Origin of the sequence: Aeromicrobium sp. (genome assembly GCF_047607065.1) — a bacterium.
Classification (GTDB): Bacteria; Actinomycetota; Actinomycetes; order Propionibacteriales; family Nocardioidaceae; genus Aeromicrobium.
Window position 1 is genome coordinate 55,659 of record NZ_JASGDU010000049.1, and the last position, 16,704, is coordinate 72,362.

16 protein-coding genes and 1 tRNA gene are annotated in these 16,704 nt (G+C 70.1%); 7 read left to right on the forward strand and 10 right to left on the reverse strand.

From position 1 onward, the window contains the following. Positions 1-355 precede the first annotated feature (355 nt). The 6 genes from thrB to QM597_RS08135 all read right to left on the reverse strand — a co-directional run bounded on the left by thrB (position 356) and on the right by QM597_RS08135 (position 7,362). On the reverse strand, positions 356-1,231 hold the full coding sequence (thrB, locus tag QM597_RS08110) for a homoserine kinase (RefSeq protein WP_415004367.1): 876 nt from the start codon (positions 1,229-1,231) through the stop codon (positions 356-358). Between the two features lie 10 nt (positions 1,232-1,241). Then, entirely contained in the window at positions 1,242-2,306 is a 1,065-nt protein-coding gene (gene thrC, locus QM597_RS08115) for a threonine synthase (RefSeq protein ID WP_415004368.1), read from the reverse strand. Next, positions 2,306-3,622, reverse strand: coding sequence for a homoserine dehydrogenase (locus QM597_RS08120; RefSeq protein WP_415004369.1), 1,317 nt, complete (start codon positions 3,620-3,622; stop codon positions 2,306-2,308). Before QM597_RS08120 ends, thrC begins: the two co-directional genes overlap by 1 nt. Before the next feature lie 126 nt (positions 3,623-3,748). Next, a complete protein-coding gene (lysA, locus tag QM597_RS08125) occupies positions 3,749-5,146 on the reverse strand; it encodes a diaminopimelate decarboxylase (protein ID WP_415004370.1) in 1,398 nt (465 codons plus the stop codon). A gap of 146 nt (positions 5,147-5,292) precedes the next feature. Then, positions 5,293-6,957 (reverse strand): arginine--tRNA ligase, encoded by a 1,665-nt coding sequence (argS, locus tag QM597_RS08130; RefSeq protein WP_415004371.1) that lies wholly within the window; start codon positions 6,955-6,957, stop codon positions 5,293-5,295. Positions 6,958-6,966: 9 nt separating this feature from the next. Next, positions 6,967-7,362, reverse strand: a complete 396-nt coding sequence (locus QM597_RS08135) for a response regulator (RefSeq protein ID WP_415004372.1) — start codon at positions 7,360-7,362, stop codon at positions 6,967-6,969. Between the two features lie 72 nt (positions 7,363-7,434). On the opposite strand from QM597_RS08135, the gene QM597_RS08140 reads away from it, so the two are divergent. The 6 genes from QM597_RS08140 to QM597_RS08165 all read left to right on the forward strand — a co-directional run bounded on the left by QM597_RS08140 (position 7,435) and on the right by QM597_RS08165 (position 13,283). Next, positions 7,435-7,509, forward strand: a tRNA-Arg gene (locus QM597_RS08140). A gap of 247 nt (positions 7,510-7,756) precedes the next feature. Continuing rightward, entirely contained in the window at positions 7,757-8,449 is a 693-nt protein-coding gene (locus QM597_RS08145; RefSeq protein WP_415004373.1) for a type 1 glutamine amidotransferase domain-containing protein, read from the forward strand. Positions 8,450-8,520: 71 nt separating this feature from the next. Further along, complete coding sequence (locus QM597_RS08150; RefSeq protein WP_415004374.1) at positions 8,521-8,892, forward strand: fluoride efflux transporter FluC; 372 nt, start codon at positions 8,521-8,523, stop codon at positions 8,890-8,892. Next, positions 8,889-9,242, forward strand: a complete 354-nt coding sequence (locus QM597_RS08155) for a fluoride efflux transporter FluC (protein ID WP_415004375.1) — start codon at positions 8,889-8,891, stop codon at positions 9,240-9,242. Before QM597_RS08150 ends, QM597_RS08155 begins: the two co-directional genes overlap by 4 nt. A 153-nt stretch (positions 9,243-9,395) precedes the next feature. Further along, a complete protein-coding gene (locus QM597_RS08160) occupies positions 9,396-13,103 on the forward strand; it encodes a multifunctional oxoglutarate decarboxylase/oxoglutarate dehydrogenase thiamine pyrophosphate-binding subunit/dihydrolipoyllysine-residue succinyltransferase subunit (protein WP_415004376.1) in 3,708 nt (1,235 codons plus the stop codon). A 6-nt stretch (positions 13,104-13,109) separates the two neighbouring features. Further along, a complete protein-coding gene (locus QM597_RS08165; protein ID WP_415004377.1) occupies positions 13,110-13,283 on the forward strand; it encodes a DUF6104 family protein in 174 nt (57 codons plus the stop codon). 178 nt (positions 13,284-13,461) lie between these two features. Here the strand turns inward: QM597_RS08165 and QM597_RS08170 are convergent, their stop codons facing one another. Next, a complete protein-coding gene (locus QM597_RS08170; RefSeq protein WP_415004378.1) occupies positions 13,462-13,872 on the reverse strand; it encodes a PIN domain-containing protein in 411 nt (136 codons plus the stop codon). Further along, positions 13,869-14,111 (reverse strand): type II toxin-antitoxin system Phd/YefM family antitoxin, encoded by a 243-nt coding sequence (locus QM597_RS08175; protein WP_415004379.1) that lies wholly within the window; start codon positions 14,109-14,111, stop codon positions 13,869-13,871. The genes QM597_RS08170 and QM597_RS08175 overlap by 4 nt, the downstream gene beginning before the upstream one ends. 65 nt (positions 14,112-14,176) lie before the next feature. Here QM597_RS08175 and QM597_RS08180 point away from each other — a divergent pair, with 65 nt between their 5' ends. Next, a complete protein-coding gene (locus QM597_RS08180) occupies positions 14,177-14,944 on the forward strand; it encodes an enoyl-CoA hydratase/isomerase family protein (RefSeq protein WP_415004380.1) in 768 nt (255 codons plus the stop codon). Between the two features lie 110 nt (positions 14,945-15,054). On the opposite strand, the gene QM597_RS08185 is transcribed toward QM597_RS08180, so the two are convergent. Further along, complete coding sequence (locus tag QM597_RS08185; RefSeq protein WP_415004381.1) at positions 15,055-16,020, reverse strand: zinc-binding dehydrogenase; 966 nt, start codon at positions 16,018-16,020, stop codon at positions 15,055-15,057. A gap of 13 nt (positions 16,021-16,033) precedes the next feature. Continuing rightward, on the reverse strand, positions 16,034-16,704 hold a 671-nt coding region (locus tag QM597_RS08190; RefSeq protein WP_415004382.1), incomplete at its 5' end, for an NAD(P)-dependent malic enzyme.

Genomic DNA, 16,704 nt, shown 5'->3' on the forward strand with positions numbered 1-16,704 from the left:
GTGGCGGGCCGGGGAGTGGTCTCGACTCCGGCGCGGTCAGCCTAACACCTGCCCCGGCGCACGGATCAGAGGTCCCTTCGCCCTTCGAGGCTCGTCACACCTCGGGGACCGGAGTCCCGCTGGCTGAGGTGCGAAGGCCGCCCGCGGCCGAAGCCTCGAAGCCAACCACGTACACCGGCAGGTCCCTTCGAGGCTCGCAAGCTCGCACCTCAGGGACCGGGTGGCGAGCGGGTCCTGCGGTGGTGAGGTCCCTTCGCCCTTCGAGGCTCGTCGCACCTCGGGGACCGGAGTCCCGCTGGCTGAGGTGCGAAGGCCGCCCGCGGCCGAAGCCTCGAAGCCTGTCGTGGTGGGGCCGTCAGGGGTGGACGGTCGCGCCACGGGCGTCGACGTCGAGATGGTGCAGCGCCCAGCCGTCCGGAAGGGCCGCATCGATGCCACGGGCGAAAGCGAGCACCGTCGGCCCCGCCCCGGAGATCACTGCGGGAACACCGTCGACCCGCAGCGCGCGCACCAGCCGGTACGACTCGGGCATCGCCGTGCTGCGGTAGCCCTGATGCAACCGGTCCTCGGTCGCCGAGATGAGCCGTTCGGGTGCCTGGGTCAGCGCCGCCACCAGCAGCGCCGCGCGCCCGGCGTTGAACACCGCGTCCCCATGCGGCACCGAGTCGGGCAGCAGGCCGCGCGCCTCCTGCGTCGAGACGGGCGTCGGCGGCACGAACACGGTCACCGGCACCTGCACGTCGAGACGCTGCACGGCCGCAGCGGCCCCGTCGACCCACGAGATCGTCAAGCCGCCGAACAGCGCGGGTGCCACGTTGTCGGGATGCCCCTCGATGTCGGTAGCCAACTGGAACAGCGCCGCGTCATCGAGCCGGTCCTCGCCGCGTGCCAGCGCCCGCGCGGCAACGATGCCCGAGACGATGGCCGCCGCGCTCGACCCGAGGCCGCGACCGTGCGGGATCACGTTGCGGCAGGTCAGCCACAGTCCGCCCGGCCGCTCCCCCAGCAGATCGAAGGCCAGGTTCATCGACCGCACCACCAGATGCGAGTCGTCCAGCGGCACCTCGCCGGCGCCCTCGCCGATCACGTCGATGTGCAGGCCCGACTCGGTCGCCTCGACGGTCAACTCGTCGTAGAGGTCCAGCGCCAGGCCCAGCGCGTCGAAGCCCGGACCGAGATTGGCGCTGGTCGCGGGAACGCGCACGGTGACCGGGCCGCTGCGGATCGTCATCGCCGCCCCCTCAGCGCAGACCGGCCGCTTCGGCGGCCGCGTCCACCTCGGCGTCGATGACCGTGCCGATCACCGCGCCGCGCCGCGACATCGGCGTGTCGATGTCCTTCAAGCCGTGACCGGTGACCGTGACGGTGATCGTCAGGCCCGGCTCGACCTCACCGGCCGCCGCAGCGGCCAGCAGGCCCGCGACCCCCGTGGCCGAGGCCGGCTCGACGAAGATGCCCTCCCGTGCGCCCAGCTCGCGCTGCGCGGCGAGGATGCGCTCGTCGTCGGCCATGCCGATGCGGCCGCCGGACTCGTCGCGCGCGTTCTCCGCGAGCGTCCACGAGGCCGGATTGCCGATGCGGATCGCGGTGGCGACGGTGTCCGGCTCGGGCACCACCCGGCCGAGCACGATGGGCGCGGCACCGGCGGCCTGGAAGCCCCACATGCGCGGACGACTGGCGGCCACCCCCGCCTCGGCGTATTCGACGAAGCCCTTCCAGTACGCCGTGATGTTGCCGGCGTTGCCGACCGGCAGGACGTGGATGTCGGGAGCCTTACCCAGAACATCGATGATCTCGAAGGAGGCCGTCTTCTGCCCCTCGATGCGGATCGGATTGACCGAGTTGACCAGCGCGACCGGGTACTCCTTGGCTAGGCAGCGCGACAGGTCCAGGCAGTCGTCGAAGTTGCCGCGCACCTGAATGATGTCGGCCCCGTGCATGAGCGCCTGGGCCATCTTGCCGGCGGCGATCTTGCCCTCGGGCACCAGCACGATGGGGGTCAGGCCGGCGCGGGCGGCGTAGGCGGTCATCGACGCCGAGGTGTTGCCGGTCGAGGCGCACACGACCGCCTTCGCGCCCTGCTCGACCGCAGCGGTGATCGCCGTGGTCATGCCGCGATCCTTGAACGAACCGGTCGGGTTCTGCCCCTCGACCTTGACGAAGACATCACCGCGGACGAGGTTCGACAGCCACGCCGAGTGGATCAGCGGCGTGCCGCCCTCCCCGAGTGTCTGAGCCGCCACCCCCGCCTCGAAGGGCAGCCAGTCGCGGTACTCCTCGATGACTCCGCGCCACGGTGCCGCCATCAGAATCCACCTTCCACACGCATCACCGAGGAGATCGCGCGCACGACCTCCAGGCCTTCCAGCACATCGACGGTTGCCGACAATGCCTCGTCGCTGGCCTCATGGGTCACGATCACCAACGTCGCGTCCGAGCCGTGACCCTCCTGGCGCAGATTCTGGATCGACACCCCGAAGCGGGCGAACTCCGCAGCGATCACCGCCAGCACGCCCGCACGGTCCTCGACGTCGATGGCCAGGTGGTAGCGCGTCGTGGCGCGACCAACCGGCAACAACTCGACCTGGGCATGGCTCGTCTCCCCCGGCCCGACGTCGTCGCGGGCGCGGTTACGCGCCACCGAGACCAGATCGCCGAGCACCGCGCTGGCGGTCTGCACGCCTCCGGCACCGGCACCGTAGAACATCAGCTCCCCGGCCGCCTCGGCCTCGACGAACACGGCGTTGAAAGCACCGCGCACGCTGGCGAGCGGGTGGGAGTCGCGGATCATCGCCGGATGGACCCGGACGCCGACGGCCGGGCCGCTGTCGGTGTCGTACTGCTCGCAGATCGCCAGCAACTTGACGACGCAGCCCATCTGCCGCGCCGAGACGATGTCGGCGGGCCGGACCCCGGTGATGCCCTCGCAATGGACGTCCTCGATGGTGACGCGCGTGTGGAAGGCGAGCGAGGCGAGGATCGCCGCCTTGGCGGCGGCGTCGTAGCCCTCGACGTCGGCAGTGGGATCGGCCTCGGCATAGCCGAGCCGCTGCGCCTCGGCGAGGGCTTCCTCGAAGGACTGCCCGAGGGTGGTCATCTGGTCGAGGATGTAGTTGGTGGTGCCGTTGACGATGCCGAGAACGCGGCGCACCCGGTCGCCGGCAAGCGATTCGCGCAGCGGGCCGATGATCGGGATGGCCCCGGCCACGGCGGCCTCGTAGGCGACATCGCGCTCCGCCTTGGCGGCGGCCTCGAAGATCGTCGCGCCGTCAGCGGCGAGCAGCGCCTTGTTGCCGGTGACGACCGAAGCGCCGGCCTCCAGCGCCGCCAGCACCAGTTCGCGCGGGCGGTCGACGCCGCCGATCAACTCGATGACGACATCGAGGTCGCCGCGGGTGACCAGGGCGAGGGCGTCTGTGGTGAACAGCGCGGGATCCAGATCGAGACCGCGGTCGGCACCCAGGTCGCGCACCGCGATGCCGACCAGTTCGAGCGGGGCACCCACCCGGCGGGCCAGTTCCTCGGCGTCGCGGTCGAGCAGACGAGCGACCTGCGTGCCGACCGACCCGCAGCCCAGCAGGGCGATACGCAGCGGACGGGGCGAGACGGGGCGCGGATTCACCGGTCCACCTTATCGGCGGCGGCTGAACGTACCCACCAGGGCGGTGGCCCGGCGCAGGCAGGAGGTCCCTTCGAGGCTCCGGCCGCGGGCGGCCTACGCGCCTCAGGGACCGGGATGCGAAGCGCGTCAGATGACGTCGAGGGCGAGCAGGTCGTCGGTCGTCTCGCGGCGCACGATGAGCCGCGCCTCCCCCTCGCGCACGGCCACGACCGCCGGGCGCGGCACGTGGTTGTAGTTGCTGGCCAGCGACCGGCAGTACGCCCCCGTACCGGGGACGGCGAGCAGATCGCCGGGGCCGAGGTCGGCCGGCAGGTACTCGTCCTTGACCACGATGTCGCCGGACTCGCAGTGTTTGCCGACCACACGGCTGAGCACTGCGGGTGCCTCGGAGGCGCGCGAGGCGAGCGTCGCGGAGTAGTCGGCGCTGTACAGGGCCGTTCGGATGTTGTCGCTCATGCCGCCGTCGACCGCAACGTACCGGCGCGACGCCCCGCCGTCGAGCGCGACGTCCTTGGTGGTGCCGACGGTGTAGAGCGTGAAGGTCGACGGCCCGGCGATGGCCCGGCCCGGCTCGATGGACAGCCTCGGCACGCTGATGTCGAGCGCGTGGCACTCCTCGTCGACGATCTTGGTGATCTCGCGGGCGAGGTCGGCGGCCGAGCGGGGATCGTCCTGGGTCGTGTAGGCGATGCCGAAGCCGCCGCCGAGGTCCAGCTCCGGCAGCGTGACGCCGAGTTCGCGCTCGATCTCGGCGTGCAGCCGCAGCACCCGGCGGGCCGCGACCTCGAAGCCGTCGGTGACGAAGATCTGTGAGCCGATGTGCGAGTGCAGGCCGAGCAGCTTCAGGCCCGGGGTCTCGGCGATGCGCCGGACTGCGGCGAGCGCGGCACCGCCGGTGATCGACAGGCCGAACTTCTGGTCCTCGTGCGAGGTCGAGATGTACTCGTGGGTGTGCGCCTCGACCCCGGCGGTCACCCGCACCATGACCCGCGCGGTGACACCGAGTTCGGCGACAAGGGCCGCGAGCCGGTCGATCTCGTCGAAGGAGTCGACGATGATGCGCCCCACCCCGGCCTCGACGGCCTGGCGCAGCTCGGCGGCGGACTTGTTGTTGCCGTGGAAGGCGATACGGGCCGGCGGGAACTCGGCCTTGAGCGCGACGGCCAGCTCGCCGGCGGTGCAGACGTCGAGGTTCAGGCCCTCCTCGGCCACCCAGCGGGCCGCGGCAACGCACAGGAAGGCCTTGCCCGCGTAGAACACGTCGGCCTCGCCGAAGGCGTCGCGGAAGGCGCGGGCGCGCTGGCGGAAGTCGTCCTCGTCCACGACGTAGAGCGGGGTGCCGAACTCGGCCGCAAGCTCCGGCGCCGACTCCCCTGCCACGGTCAGGACACCGCCGGCCTTGGCGGCGTTGCGCGACCACAGGTGGGTGACGAGTCGGTTGACGTCGTCGGGGTGGCGCAGCCAGGCCGGGCCGCGGTCGCCGGCCTGACCGTGCAAGGCACCTGCCTCGTGTGCTCGCATCATCGACTCCTGTCCCGACAGCCTTTTACCGACATGTGGGTCCCTGAGGCGCGAGCGAGGAACGAGCGAGCCTCGAAGGGACCGGACGCACCCTTCGAGGCTCGGGCCGCAGGCGGCCCTCACACCTCAGGGAACGAAACCTCAGGCTCTCACATCCTGTCCGGGGCGCTCACGCCGAGCAGCCGCAGCCCGTTGGCGAACACCTGGCGAGTGGCCGCGACCAGCACGAGCCGGGCGCGGTGCGCCTCGGAGACCTCCTCGTCGCCCTGCGGCAGCACCCGGCACACGTCGTAGAACTTGTGGAAAGCCGAGGCGGTGTCCTCCAGGTAGCGGGCCACCCTGTGCGGCTCGCGCAGTTCGGCGGCCCGTGCCGCGACGCGCGGGAACTCCGCGAGCGCCCGCAGCAGATCGCCCTCCTGCGGCGTGTCGAGCAGCGCCGGATCAAAGGCCTCGGTGTCGACGGCCACCCCTAGGTCACCCGCGTTGCGCAGGATCGACGACAGCCGGGCGTGCGCGTACTGCACGTAGTAGACCGGGTTGTCGCTGCTGGCCGAGGCCCACAGGTCGAGGTCGAGGTCGATGTTCGAGTCGGTGGAGTACCGGGCGAGCGCGTACCGGGCCGCGTCGACGCCGATCGCGTCGACCAGATCCTCCAGCGTGACGACCGTGCCCGCGCGCTTGCTCATGCGCAGCGGCTGGCCGTCACGCAGCAGGTTGACCATCTGGCCGATAAGCAGTTCGAGGTTGACGCCCGGGGTGTCGCCGAAGGCCGCGCACATCGCCATCATGCGCGAGACGTAGCCGTGGTGGTCCGCGCCGAGCATGATGAGGCAACGGTCGAAGCCGCGCTCGCGCTTGTCGAGGTAATAGGCCAGGTCGCCGGAGATGTAGGCCGGCTGGCCGTCGGACTTGATGACGACGCGGTCCTTGTCGTCGCCGTAATCGGACGTGCGCAGCCAGCGGGCACCGTCGGAGTCGTACATCTTGCCGAGTTCGTCCAGGCGAGCGATGGCCCGGTCGACCGCGCCGGAGGTGTGCAGGTCGTTCTCGTGGAAGTAGACGTCGAAGTCGACCCCGAAGTCGTGCAGGCTCGCCTTGATCTCGGCGAACATCAACTCCACGCCCTCGGCCCGGAAGACCTCGGCGGCCTCCGCCTCCGGCAGGCTCAGGGCCTCGGGGCGCTTGGCGACCACCTCGGCGGCGATGTCGGCGATGTACTGCCCGCCGTAGCCGTCCTCGGGGGTCGCCTCGCCGCGCGCTGCAGCCAGCAGCGAGCGGGCGAACCGGTCGATCTGCATCCCGTGGTCGTTGAAGTAGTACTCGCGGGTGACCTCGGCCCCGGCGAACTCCAGCAGCCGCCCGAGCGAGTCGCCGACCGCCGCCCAGCGGACACCGCCGATGTGGATCGGGCCGGTCGGGTTGGCGCTGACGAATTCGAGGTTGACCCGCTGGCCCGCGTAGACGTCGCTGCGGCCGTAGTCGGCACCTGCGGCGAGCACGTCGAGGGCCAGCGCACCCTGGGCGCCTGCGGCGACCCGCAGGTTGAGAAAGCCCGGCCCGGCGACCTCGGCGGCGGCGATGCCGTCATGGGCGGCCAGTTCGGCGGCGAGATCGGCGGCCAGGTCGCGCGGCGGGCGGCCGGCCTTCTTGGCCAACTGCAGCGCGATATTCGTGGCGTAGTCGCCGTGCTCCTTGACCTTGGGCCGCTCGACGAGCACCGTGGTCGGCAGCGGCTCGGGCAGGCTCAGACGGCCGTCGGCGGCGAGGCGGCCGAGGGCGGACACGATCACGTCACTGAGTTGCTCGGGAGTCACCGCAGGAGTCTATCGACGCCCCGGCGCGGTCAGATCGGCCACGGTCTGCACGAGGTAATCGGGGTCGAAGGGCTTGACGATGTAGGCGTCCACTGCGGCGTCGCGTCCCTGCTGGATCATCGCCGGATGGCCCTGGGTGGTGACCATGACGACGACCAGGTGCGCCAGGCGCGGATCGGCCCGGATGGCCTGGACGACGGCGAAGCCGTCCAGCCGGGGCATCATCACGTCGACGGTCACCGCGTCGGGCGGCGGCTCTCCCGAGCGCAGCGCCTCCAGCCCGGCAACGCCGTCGACCGCCTCGGTCACCTCAAATCCCGCGAGTTCCAGGTTCATCCGGATGAGAAAGCGGATCGAGGCGGTGTCGTCGATCACCAGCACTCGGCGTCCGTTTCCCTCCTCCACGTGACCACGGTATCGCCGGTCCGGTAGGCTCCATCCGGAAACGCGCGGGTGGGCTTCGCCTGCCCGCTGCAGGCCCCCGTAGCTCAGGGGATAGAGCACCGCCCTCCGGAGGCGGGAGCGCAGGTTCGAATCCTGCCGGGGGCACCAACGGCGTCACGTATCGAACGCGGGAGGCGGGACGCTTTCAGCCCGACCCGCGCGCAGGCCGGCGGCACGACCCGATTCCCGCGTCACGTCGACCTCCTGCTCGGCACCGGGCACCTGTCCGACGACGCGCGCACATCCCGCCCGATCCGGGCGATGTCACTCGACGTCGTGACCGGTGGCCACCTGGCCCTCCACCTGCCCGTACCCGTCTCGATCCCCGCATGCTGATCCCCGGCTAGGAACCCCGATGACCATACGCATCCTCCACGTCGTCACCAATGTGGCCCACTACGACGATCCCTCGCACGCCACAGGCCTGTGGCTGTCCGAACTCACCCACGCCTGGGAGGTGTTCGCCGAGCACGGCTTCGAGCAGACGCTCGTCAGCCCGGCCGGCGGAGCCGTACCCCTCGAGCCCCGGTCGCTGAAGTTCCCAAACGAGGACAAGAGCGCCAAGGCCTGGCAAGCGGACCCGGACAAGATGGCGCTGCTGGAGAACACGCTGCGGCCCGACCAGGTCAACGCGGCCGACCACGACGCGATCTACTTCACCGGCGGGCATGCCGTGATGTACGACTTCCTCGGCAGCGAGGGACTACAGCGCATCACGACGGAGATCTTCGAGCGCGGCGGCATCGTCTCCTCGGTCTGCCACGGCTATTGCGGGCTGCTCGACACAAAGCTCTCCGACGGGTCGTACCTCATCGCCGGCCGCCAGATGACCGGCTTCTCGTGGACCGAGGAGGTGCTCGCCCGTGTCGACCAGCTCGTGCCGTACAACGCCGAGGAGGTCGCGAAGCAGCGTGGTGCCCGGTACCGCAAGGCGAAGCTGCCGTTCGTGCCCCACGTCGTGGCCGACGGCAACCTCGTCACCGGCCAGAACCCCGGCTCGGCCAGGAAGACCGCCACTCGGGTCGCGGCTTTACTGTCCCGCGCCTGACACGCGCCTCACCGCTCGCGCCGGGGAAAGGTTCCCCGCTCAGCGCTCAGGGAGCGGATTAGGCTGGCGGCGTGAAGTGGTCGGTCGATGCGGCGCTCGTCGCGCTCGGCGGTGCCGCCGGAACACTCGCGCGATACGGACTCGACCGTTCGGTCGGTGAGGTCGGCTCTGTGCCCGTGTCGACCTTGACGGTCAACATCGTCGGTTCCTTCCTCATCGGCGTGCTTCTCGGGCGCGAACTGCCCTGCCGCGTCCGGCTCTTCACCGCGACCGGTGTGCTCGGCGGCTTCACGACCTACAGCGCCTTCGCCGTGCAGAGCCGCGAGTTGCTCGGCAGCCATCCCGTCGCGGCCGCCGCGTACGCTGCCGGCTCGGTGGTGGCCGGCGTGCTCGCCGCGCTCGCCGGGCTGCGCTGGAGCCGGTGCCGCCGGAGCACTCCGTGAACGGCCCGGCGCTGGCGTTGGCCGTGGCCGGAGCCGGTGGCGCGGGATCGGCGCTGCGCTTCGCGGTCGACCTGACGATCACCGAGCGGAGCCGGGTCCCGTGGGCGCTGCTGGTCATCAACGTCACCGGCTCGTTCGCCCTCGGGCTGTTGACCGGCCTGAGCGGCCACCAGACCTGGCACGCCGTCGTCGGCACCGGCTTCCTCGGCGGCTACACGACCTTCAGCACGGCCTCCGCCGACGCGGCGCTGCGCTGGCTCGAAGGAGGTCGCACCGACGGCCTCCGCGCGGCGGCGGTCATGGCGCTGGCCTGCGTCGCCGCAGCGTCACTGGGCGCGTATCTGGCCTGACCGGGCCGAGATAGCGCGGAAACCCCGTCCGGCTCCCGTGAGCCTCGTGACCGGTTACCCATACCGCGGAACGAAACGAGGTCGCGAGCGTTAGTCTGGGCACAGTTTTCCCGTTCCCGTTGCACTGAATATTCGGAAGAGGCGATCTGGGCCGTGGCCGAGTCCTCCACCACTGACAACTCCCCCTCCTCACTGCCGGACTTCGGCACTAATCAGTGGCTCGTGGAGGAGATGTACGAGCGCTATCAGGCCGATCCCGCCTCGGTCGACGCCTCCTGGGCCGACTTCTTCGCACGGGGAGGTTCCCCGAACGGCGTGAGCGCCCCGGCAGCAGTTCCTGCGGCTCCGGCGGCCGCTCCCGCGCCTGTGGCGGCGGCTCCGGCGGCCCCCGCCCCCGCCGCGAGCGCCCCCGCTCCGGCTCCCGCCAAGCCCGCCGCCCCTGCGGCCAAACCGGCCGCCGCCAAGCCTGCGGCTCCCGCGAAGCCCGCCGCATCGCCGTCCGGTGCCGGAGACGTCGAGAAGGTCGTCCTGCGCGGTGCCCCCGCCCGCACGGCGCAGAACATGGACGCCAGCCTCGCGGTCCCGACCGCCACCAGCGTCCGATCGGTCCCGGTCAAGTTGCTGTTCGACAACCGCACGGTGATGAACAACCACCTCGCCCGCGCCCGCGGCGGCAAGGTGTCCTTCACCCATATCATCGGCTTCGCGGTCGTCCGCGCGATCTCCTCGATGCCGGAGATGAACACCGGCTACGAGGTCAACGAGGCCGGCAAGCCGGTCCAGCTCAAGCCCGAGCACGTCAACTTCGGCCTGGCCATCGACCTGCCGAAGCCCGACGGCAGCCGCCAGTTGCTCGTGCCGAGCATCAAGGCCGCCGAGACGATGAACTTCGCGCAGTTCTGGCAGGCCTACGAGGTCATGGTCAAGAAGGCGCGCGACGGCAAGCTCGAAGTCGCCGACTTCCAGGGCACCACCGTCAGCCTCACCAATCCCGGCGGCATCGGCACCAACCACTCCGTGCCGCGGCTCATGGCCGGCCAGGGCGTCATCGTCGGCGTCGGCTCGATGGAGTACCCGCCGGAGTTCCAAGGCGCATCGCAGCACACCATCGCGCAGCTCGCCGTCTCCAAGATGATGACGCTCACCTCGACCTACGACCACCGCGTCATCCAAGGTGCACAGTCCGGCGAGTTCCTCAAGCGCGTCCACCAGCTACTGCTCGGCGAGGAAGGCTTCTACGACGAAATCTTCCAGGCCCTGCGGATCCCCTACGAGCCGATCCGCTGGGCGCAGGACATCGCCGTCAGCCACGACGACGACCTCGACCGCCAGGCGCGCGTACTCGAACTGATCCACGCCTTCCGCGAGCGCGGACACCTCATGGCCGACACGAACCCGCTGGAGTACAAGCAGCGCAGCCATCCCGACCTCGACACCGCCAGCCACGGCCTGACCCTGTGGGACCTCGACCGCGAGTTCCCCACCGGCCCGTCCTTCGGCAACGGCCGCCGCTACATGAAGTTGCGCGAAATCCTCGGCGTCCTGCGCGACTCGTACTGCCGCACGACGGGCATCGAGTACATGTACATCGAGGACCCGAACGAGCGGCGCTGGATCCAAGAGCGCGTCGAGCAGGGCTACGTCAAGCCGCCCCGCGAGGAGCAGCTGCGCATCCTGTCCAAGCTCAACGAGGCCGAAGCCTTCGAGACCTTCCTGCAGACCAAGTTCGTCGGTCAGAAGCGCTTCAGCCTCGAAGGCGGCGAGACCACCATCCCGCTGCTCGACGAGATCTGCGAGGAGGCCGCCGCCGACGGCCTCGACGAGGTGTGCATCGGCATGGCCCACCGCGGCCGGCTCAACGTGCTGGTCAACATCGCCGGCAAAAGTCCCGCCCAGGTGTTCCGCGAGTTCGAGGGCAACCTCGACCCGCGCACCGTGCAGGGGTCCGGCGACGTCAAGTACCACCTGGGCGTCGAAGGCGAGTTCACCTCCGAGCAGGGCGACACGATCAAGGTCTCCGTGGCGGCCAACCCGTCGCACCTGGAGGTCGTCGACCCGGTGCTGGAGGGCATCACCCGCGCCAAGCAGGACATGCTCGACCAGGGCGAGGCGTTCCCGGTGCTGCCGGTGCTCGTGCACGGCGACGCGGCCTTCGCCGGCCAGGGCGTCGTGCTGGAGACCCTGCAGCTGTCGCACCTGCGCGGCTACCGCACCGGCGGCACGATCCACGTCATCGTCAACAACCAGGTCGGCTTCACCACCAGCCCGTCGTCCTCGCGCTCGTCGACCTACTGCACCGATGTCGCCCGCACGATCCAGGCACCGGTCTTCCACGTCAACGGCGACGACCCCGAGGCCTGCATCCGCGTGGCGGACCTGGCCTACGAGTACCGCAAGACGTTCCACAAGGACGTCGTCATCGACCTCATCTGCTACCGCCGCCGCGGTCACAACGAGGGCGACGACCCCAGCTTCACCCAGCCGCTGATGTACAACACGATCGAGAAGAAGAAGTCGGTGCGCAAGCTGTACACCGAGGCACTCGTCGGTCGTGGCGACATCACGCTGGAGGAGGCCGAGGCGGCGCTGGCGGACTACCAGACCCGCCTCGAGCACAACTTCGCCGACGTCAAGGCCGCCGAGAAGCCGGACCTGGACTACACGCGCACCCCGGACTACCCCGAGAAGCCGGAGATCCCCGGTGCCCTCGACACTGCAGTGACCCCCGAGGTGCTCAAGGCCATCGCCGACGCCTACACCAATGTCCCGGAGGGCTTCACCGTCCACCCGAAGGTGCTCCCCCAGTTGCAGCGCCGCGCGGCGTCCATCTCGGCCGGCCCGATCGACTGGGGCACCGGCGAGATCCTCGCCTTCGGCTCGCTGCTGCTCGACGGGCGCCCGGTGCGCATGGCCGGCCAGGACTCGCGCCGCGGGACGTTCTCCTCGCGCTTCGCCACGATCATCGACCGGGTCAACGCCGACGAGTGGACCCCGCTGGCCAACATCGCCGAGGGGCAGGCACCGTTCTACATCTACGACTCGCTGCTGAGCGAGTACGCGGCGCTCGGCTTCGAGTACGGCTACTCAGTGGCCCGTCCCGAAGCGCTGACGATCTGGGAGGCGCAGTTCGGCGACTTCGTGAACGGCGCGCAGTCGGTCATCGACGAGTACATCTCCTCCGGTGAGACCAAGTGGGGCCAGAAGTCCGGTGTCGTGCTGCTGCTGCCGCACGGCTACGAGGGCCAAGGGCCGGACCACTCCTCGGCGCGCATCGAGCGGTTCTTGACGCTCGCGGCCAACGACGAGATCACCATCGCCCAGCCGTCCACGCCCGCGTCGTACTTCCACCTGCTGCGCAAGCACACGCTGGAGGCCGAGCACCGCCCGCTGGTGGTGTTCAGCCCGAAGTCGATGCTGCGCAGCAAGGCGGCGGCCTCGCAGCCGGAGGACTTCACCAGCGGCACCTTCCGTCCGGTCATCGGCGATGAGAGCATCGAGGCCGACCGCGTCGAGCGGGTGCTGCTGTGCACCGGCAAACTCGCCTGGGAGCTGTTCGCCGAGCGCGCCAAGCGCAGCGACGAGCGGACCGCCATCGTGCGCGTAGAGCAGTTGTACCCGCGACCCGAGGCCGAGGTGAAGGCCGAACTGGCGCGCTTCCCGCGTGCCCAGGAGGTCCGCTGGGTGCAGGACGAGCCGGACAACCAGGGTGCCTGGCCGCACATCAAGCACCATTTCACCGATGCTTTCGACGGCCTGCGGCTAGTCGGTGTCACGCGGCCGGAGTCCTCGACCACGGCGGTCGGCTCGCACCCGCGCCACGTGGCCGAGGCCCGCGAGTTGCTGGACCGGGCCTTCGCCTGAGCCGCCGTGTATTTCACCGATCGCGGTATCGAGGAGTTGGCCGCCCGCCGGGGTGACGAAAGCGTCACCCTGGCGTGGCTGGCCGAGCGGCTCAGTGAGTTCGTCGACGTCAATCCCGAGTTCGAGGTTCCCGTCGAGCGTTTCGCGACCTGGCTCGCCCGCCTCGACGACGAGGACTGAGAACGTACGCGAATAGGTGGGACTCGGTCATTGAGGTGCGAGCGCAGCACACCTCGAAATGACCACCACCGCAGCCTTCGAGGATCCGGCCGCAAGCGGCCTACGCAACTCAGCCAGCGTCCATCCGCGCATCCTCTGACCACCCACTTCCAGACCGTCGTCGGGCGATTCGGACTCGTCACACCCGCAGAACGTCGAGTTCGTTGAAGGCTTCCGCGATCAGGTCGAAGTCACCGTCCTGGGTCACGACGGCCAGACCGTTGTCGACCGCGCAGGCCGCGATCAGCGCATCGGCGATCTTGACCTTCCGTTGGATACCGGCTCGCCGACAGGCGGCCACCATGCGCGCCCAGGTGATCATGGTGGACTCCGTCAGCGCAATCGGATCGCTGGCCTTCGCGCGCGACAGCGTGTGCGCGCGCCTGGCCTTGGTGTCCGCATCGACGGCATTCTCAACGCCCAGATGCAACTCCCCCAAGGTCACGACGCTGATGGCGACGTACTCCGGAAGAAGCCCGAGTTCCCGGCCGCTCTCCTGCGCGATGAACACCGACGTGTCGAGCAGTCCATAGCGAACAGGACACGTCACAAGTTGTCCAAGGTCTGCCCGGCAAGCTCGTCGAGTTCGCTCGCCAACGCGGGATCGGCCTGATCGGTCAGCAACGCCTCGCGCACGGCCTCGCCGGATAACCATCGAGACCGTCGCGCATGCGGCACGATGTCGGCCACACGCTCACCGCGCACCGTCAACGTCACCCGCTCACCGGTTTGTACCGCAGCGATCACGCGGGCCGTGTCATTGCGCAGCTCCCGCACCCCGATATCCATGTGCGACAGCGTAGCACCTGATGCCCATGAGTCCGGGTGCCGCGAGCGTCCGGAAGAATCGGCCCATGAGCGCCATCGATCAGACCGTCAGTTATTCCGTGACCGGCCACGTCGCCGAGATCACGCTGCAGCGCCCCGACGCCGCCAACGCCTTCAACCTGCCGATGGCACGGGGCTTCCTCGCCGCCGTAACCCGTGCGGTCACCGATGACGACGTGCGGGTAATCCTGCTGGCCGGTGCGGGCGCCCGGTTCTGCGCCGGCGGTGATCTGGCCTCGATGATCGACGCGCCCGACCCACAGGCCGCCCTCGCCGAGTTGGCCGATCTCGCCCATCAGAGCGTCCGTGTGCTCGACGCCGCAGGCGGCAAACCGGTCGTGGCCGCCGTCCAGGGCGCGGCGGCCGGCATCGGCATGTCCTTCGTGCTCGGTGCCGATGTCGTCGTGGCGGCGCGGTCGGCGCGCTTCGTGACCGCTTACACCTCGGTCGGTCTCACGCCCGACGGCGGCATGTCGTGGCTGCTGCCCCGTGTGGTCGGACAGCGCCGTGCCGCCGAACTGCTGCTGACCGCACGGCCGGTGAGTGCCGAGGAGGCCGAGCGGATCGGCATCGTCTCCCATCTGACCGACGACGATCCGCTCGTGGAGGCGCGTACGCAGGCCGCGGCGCTGGCGGCCCGGCCGGCCGAAGCGCTCGCTCAGGCGCGCCGGCTCGTGCGGTCGGCGTGGTCGCGCGACCTGTCGGCCCATCTCGACGACGAGGCGGCCACGATCTCCCGCATGGTCGGCACCGAGCCGACCCAGGCCCTCATCACCACCTTCCTGCGCCGCTGAGGCTCCGCGAGGATGCAGGCACCTACCCGGTCCCTGAGGTGTGAGGCCGCCTGCGGCCGAGCCTCGAAGGGACTCAAACCGCAGTTGGCATCGACCCCTGAGGCGGGCACCTACCGGGTGAGGACGATCTTGCCGAAGACCGAGCCGTCGATGACGCGGGCGAGGCCGTCGGCGGCGTCCTCCATCGGAATCTCCGAGTCGATCAGCGGCCGCAGGCCCATCACGTCCATGAACTGCGCGAGCCTGTGCAGTTCGTCGCGGGTGCCCATCGTGGAGCCGTGAACCCGCATCTGCTGGAAGAAGATCCGGGTCAGCTCCGCCGGCGGCGCGTCGCCCGACGTGGCACCGGAGATGACGATGGTGCCGCCCGGACGCATCGACTTGACCGAGTGCGACCACGTGGCCGCGCCGACGGTCTCCATGACCGCATCGACCTTGACCGGCAGGCGCGCGCCCGACTCGAACACCTCGTGCGCGCCGATCTCCAGCGCCTTCGCGCGCTTGTCCTCGTCGCGGCTCGTGGCGAACACCCGGAAACCGGCGGCACGCGCCAGCGAGATAAGCGCCGTCGCGACGCCGCCGCCCGCGCCCTGCACGAGCACCGTGTCGCCCTGCTGCAGCCCCGACTGGGTGAACAGCATGCGGTAGGCCGTCAGCCAGGCCGTCGGCAGGCAGGCGGCCTCGGCGAAGGACAGGCCCGCCGGCTTGGCGACGACGTTGCGGCGCGGCACCGCGACCTTCTCGGCGAAGGTGCCCTGGTACCGCTCCGACAGCAGCGACCGCTTCGGGTCGAGCGTCTCGTCCCCACGCCATGCCGGATCGCTGATGACGGCGTGCACGAGCACCTCGTTGCCGTCCTCGTCGTACCCGGCCGCGTCACAGCCGAGGATCATCGGCAGTGATTCGGCGCGCAGGCCCACGCCGCGCAGGCTCCACACGTCGTGGTGGTTGATCGAGGCGGCCTTGACCGTCACCGTCGTCCAGCCGTCTGGCACCTCCGGGTCGGGACGCTCCCCCACCACCAGCCCGTCGAGCGGGTTCTCGGGATTGATCGATCCGGCGTAGACGGCGAACATGCGGCTCTCCTGGTCAGTAGGGACGACGGGCGACGCCCTCGCGGCGGGCGGTGTCCGTGACGGCCTTGGCGACCGCCTGCGCGACCCGCGGGTCGAAGGGCGACGGGATGACGTAGTCCTCGCGCAGATCCTCCTCCGCGATGAGGTCGGCGACCGCCTGCGCGGCCGACAACTTCATCTGCTCGGTGATCTTCGTGGCCCGCACGTCGAGCGCGCCGCGGAAGATACCGGGGAAGACCAGGACATTGTTGATCTGGTTCGGGAAGTCCGAGCGGCCCGTGGCCACGACGCGCGCGTACTTGTGCGCGACGTCGGGATGTACTTCGGGGTTCGGGTTCGCCATCGCGAAGATGATCGAATCGGAGGCCATCGCCGCGACGCCCTCCTCGGGCACCGTGCCGCCGGAGACGCCGATGTAGACGTCGGCACCGTGCAGGGCGTCGACGACGGTGCCCTCCTTGGCGTAGTCGGCGGTGGCGTCGGCGATCCACTGCTTCGCACTGTTGAGGTCGGTGCGGCCCGGGTGGATGACGCCCCTGCGGTCGGTGACCTGGATACGGCGCACCCCGGCGGCCTGCAGGATCTTGGTGATCGCCACGCCCGCCGCGCCGGCACCGGAGATGACGACCTTCAACTCGGCCATATCCCGCTCGGTCAGCTTGACGGCGTTGATGAGCGCCGCGA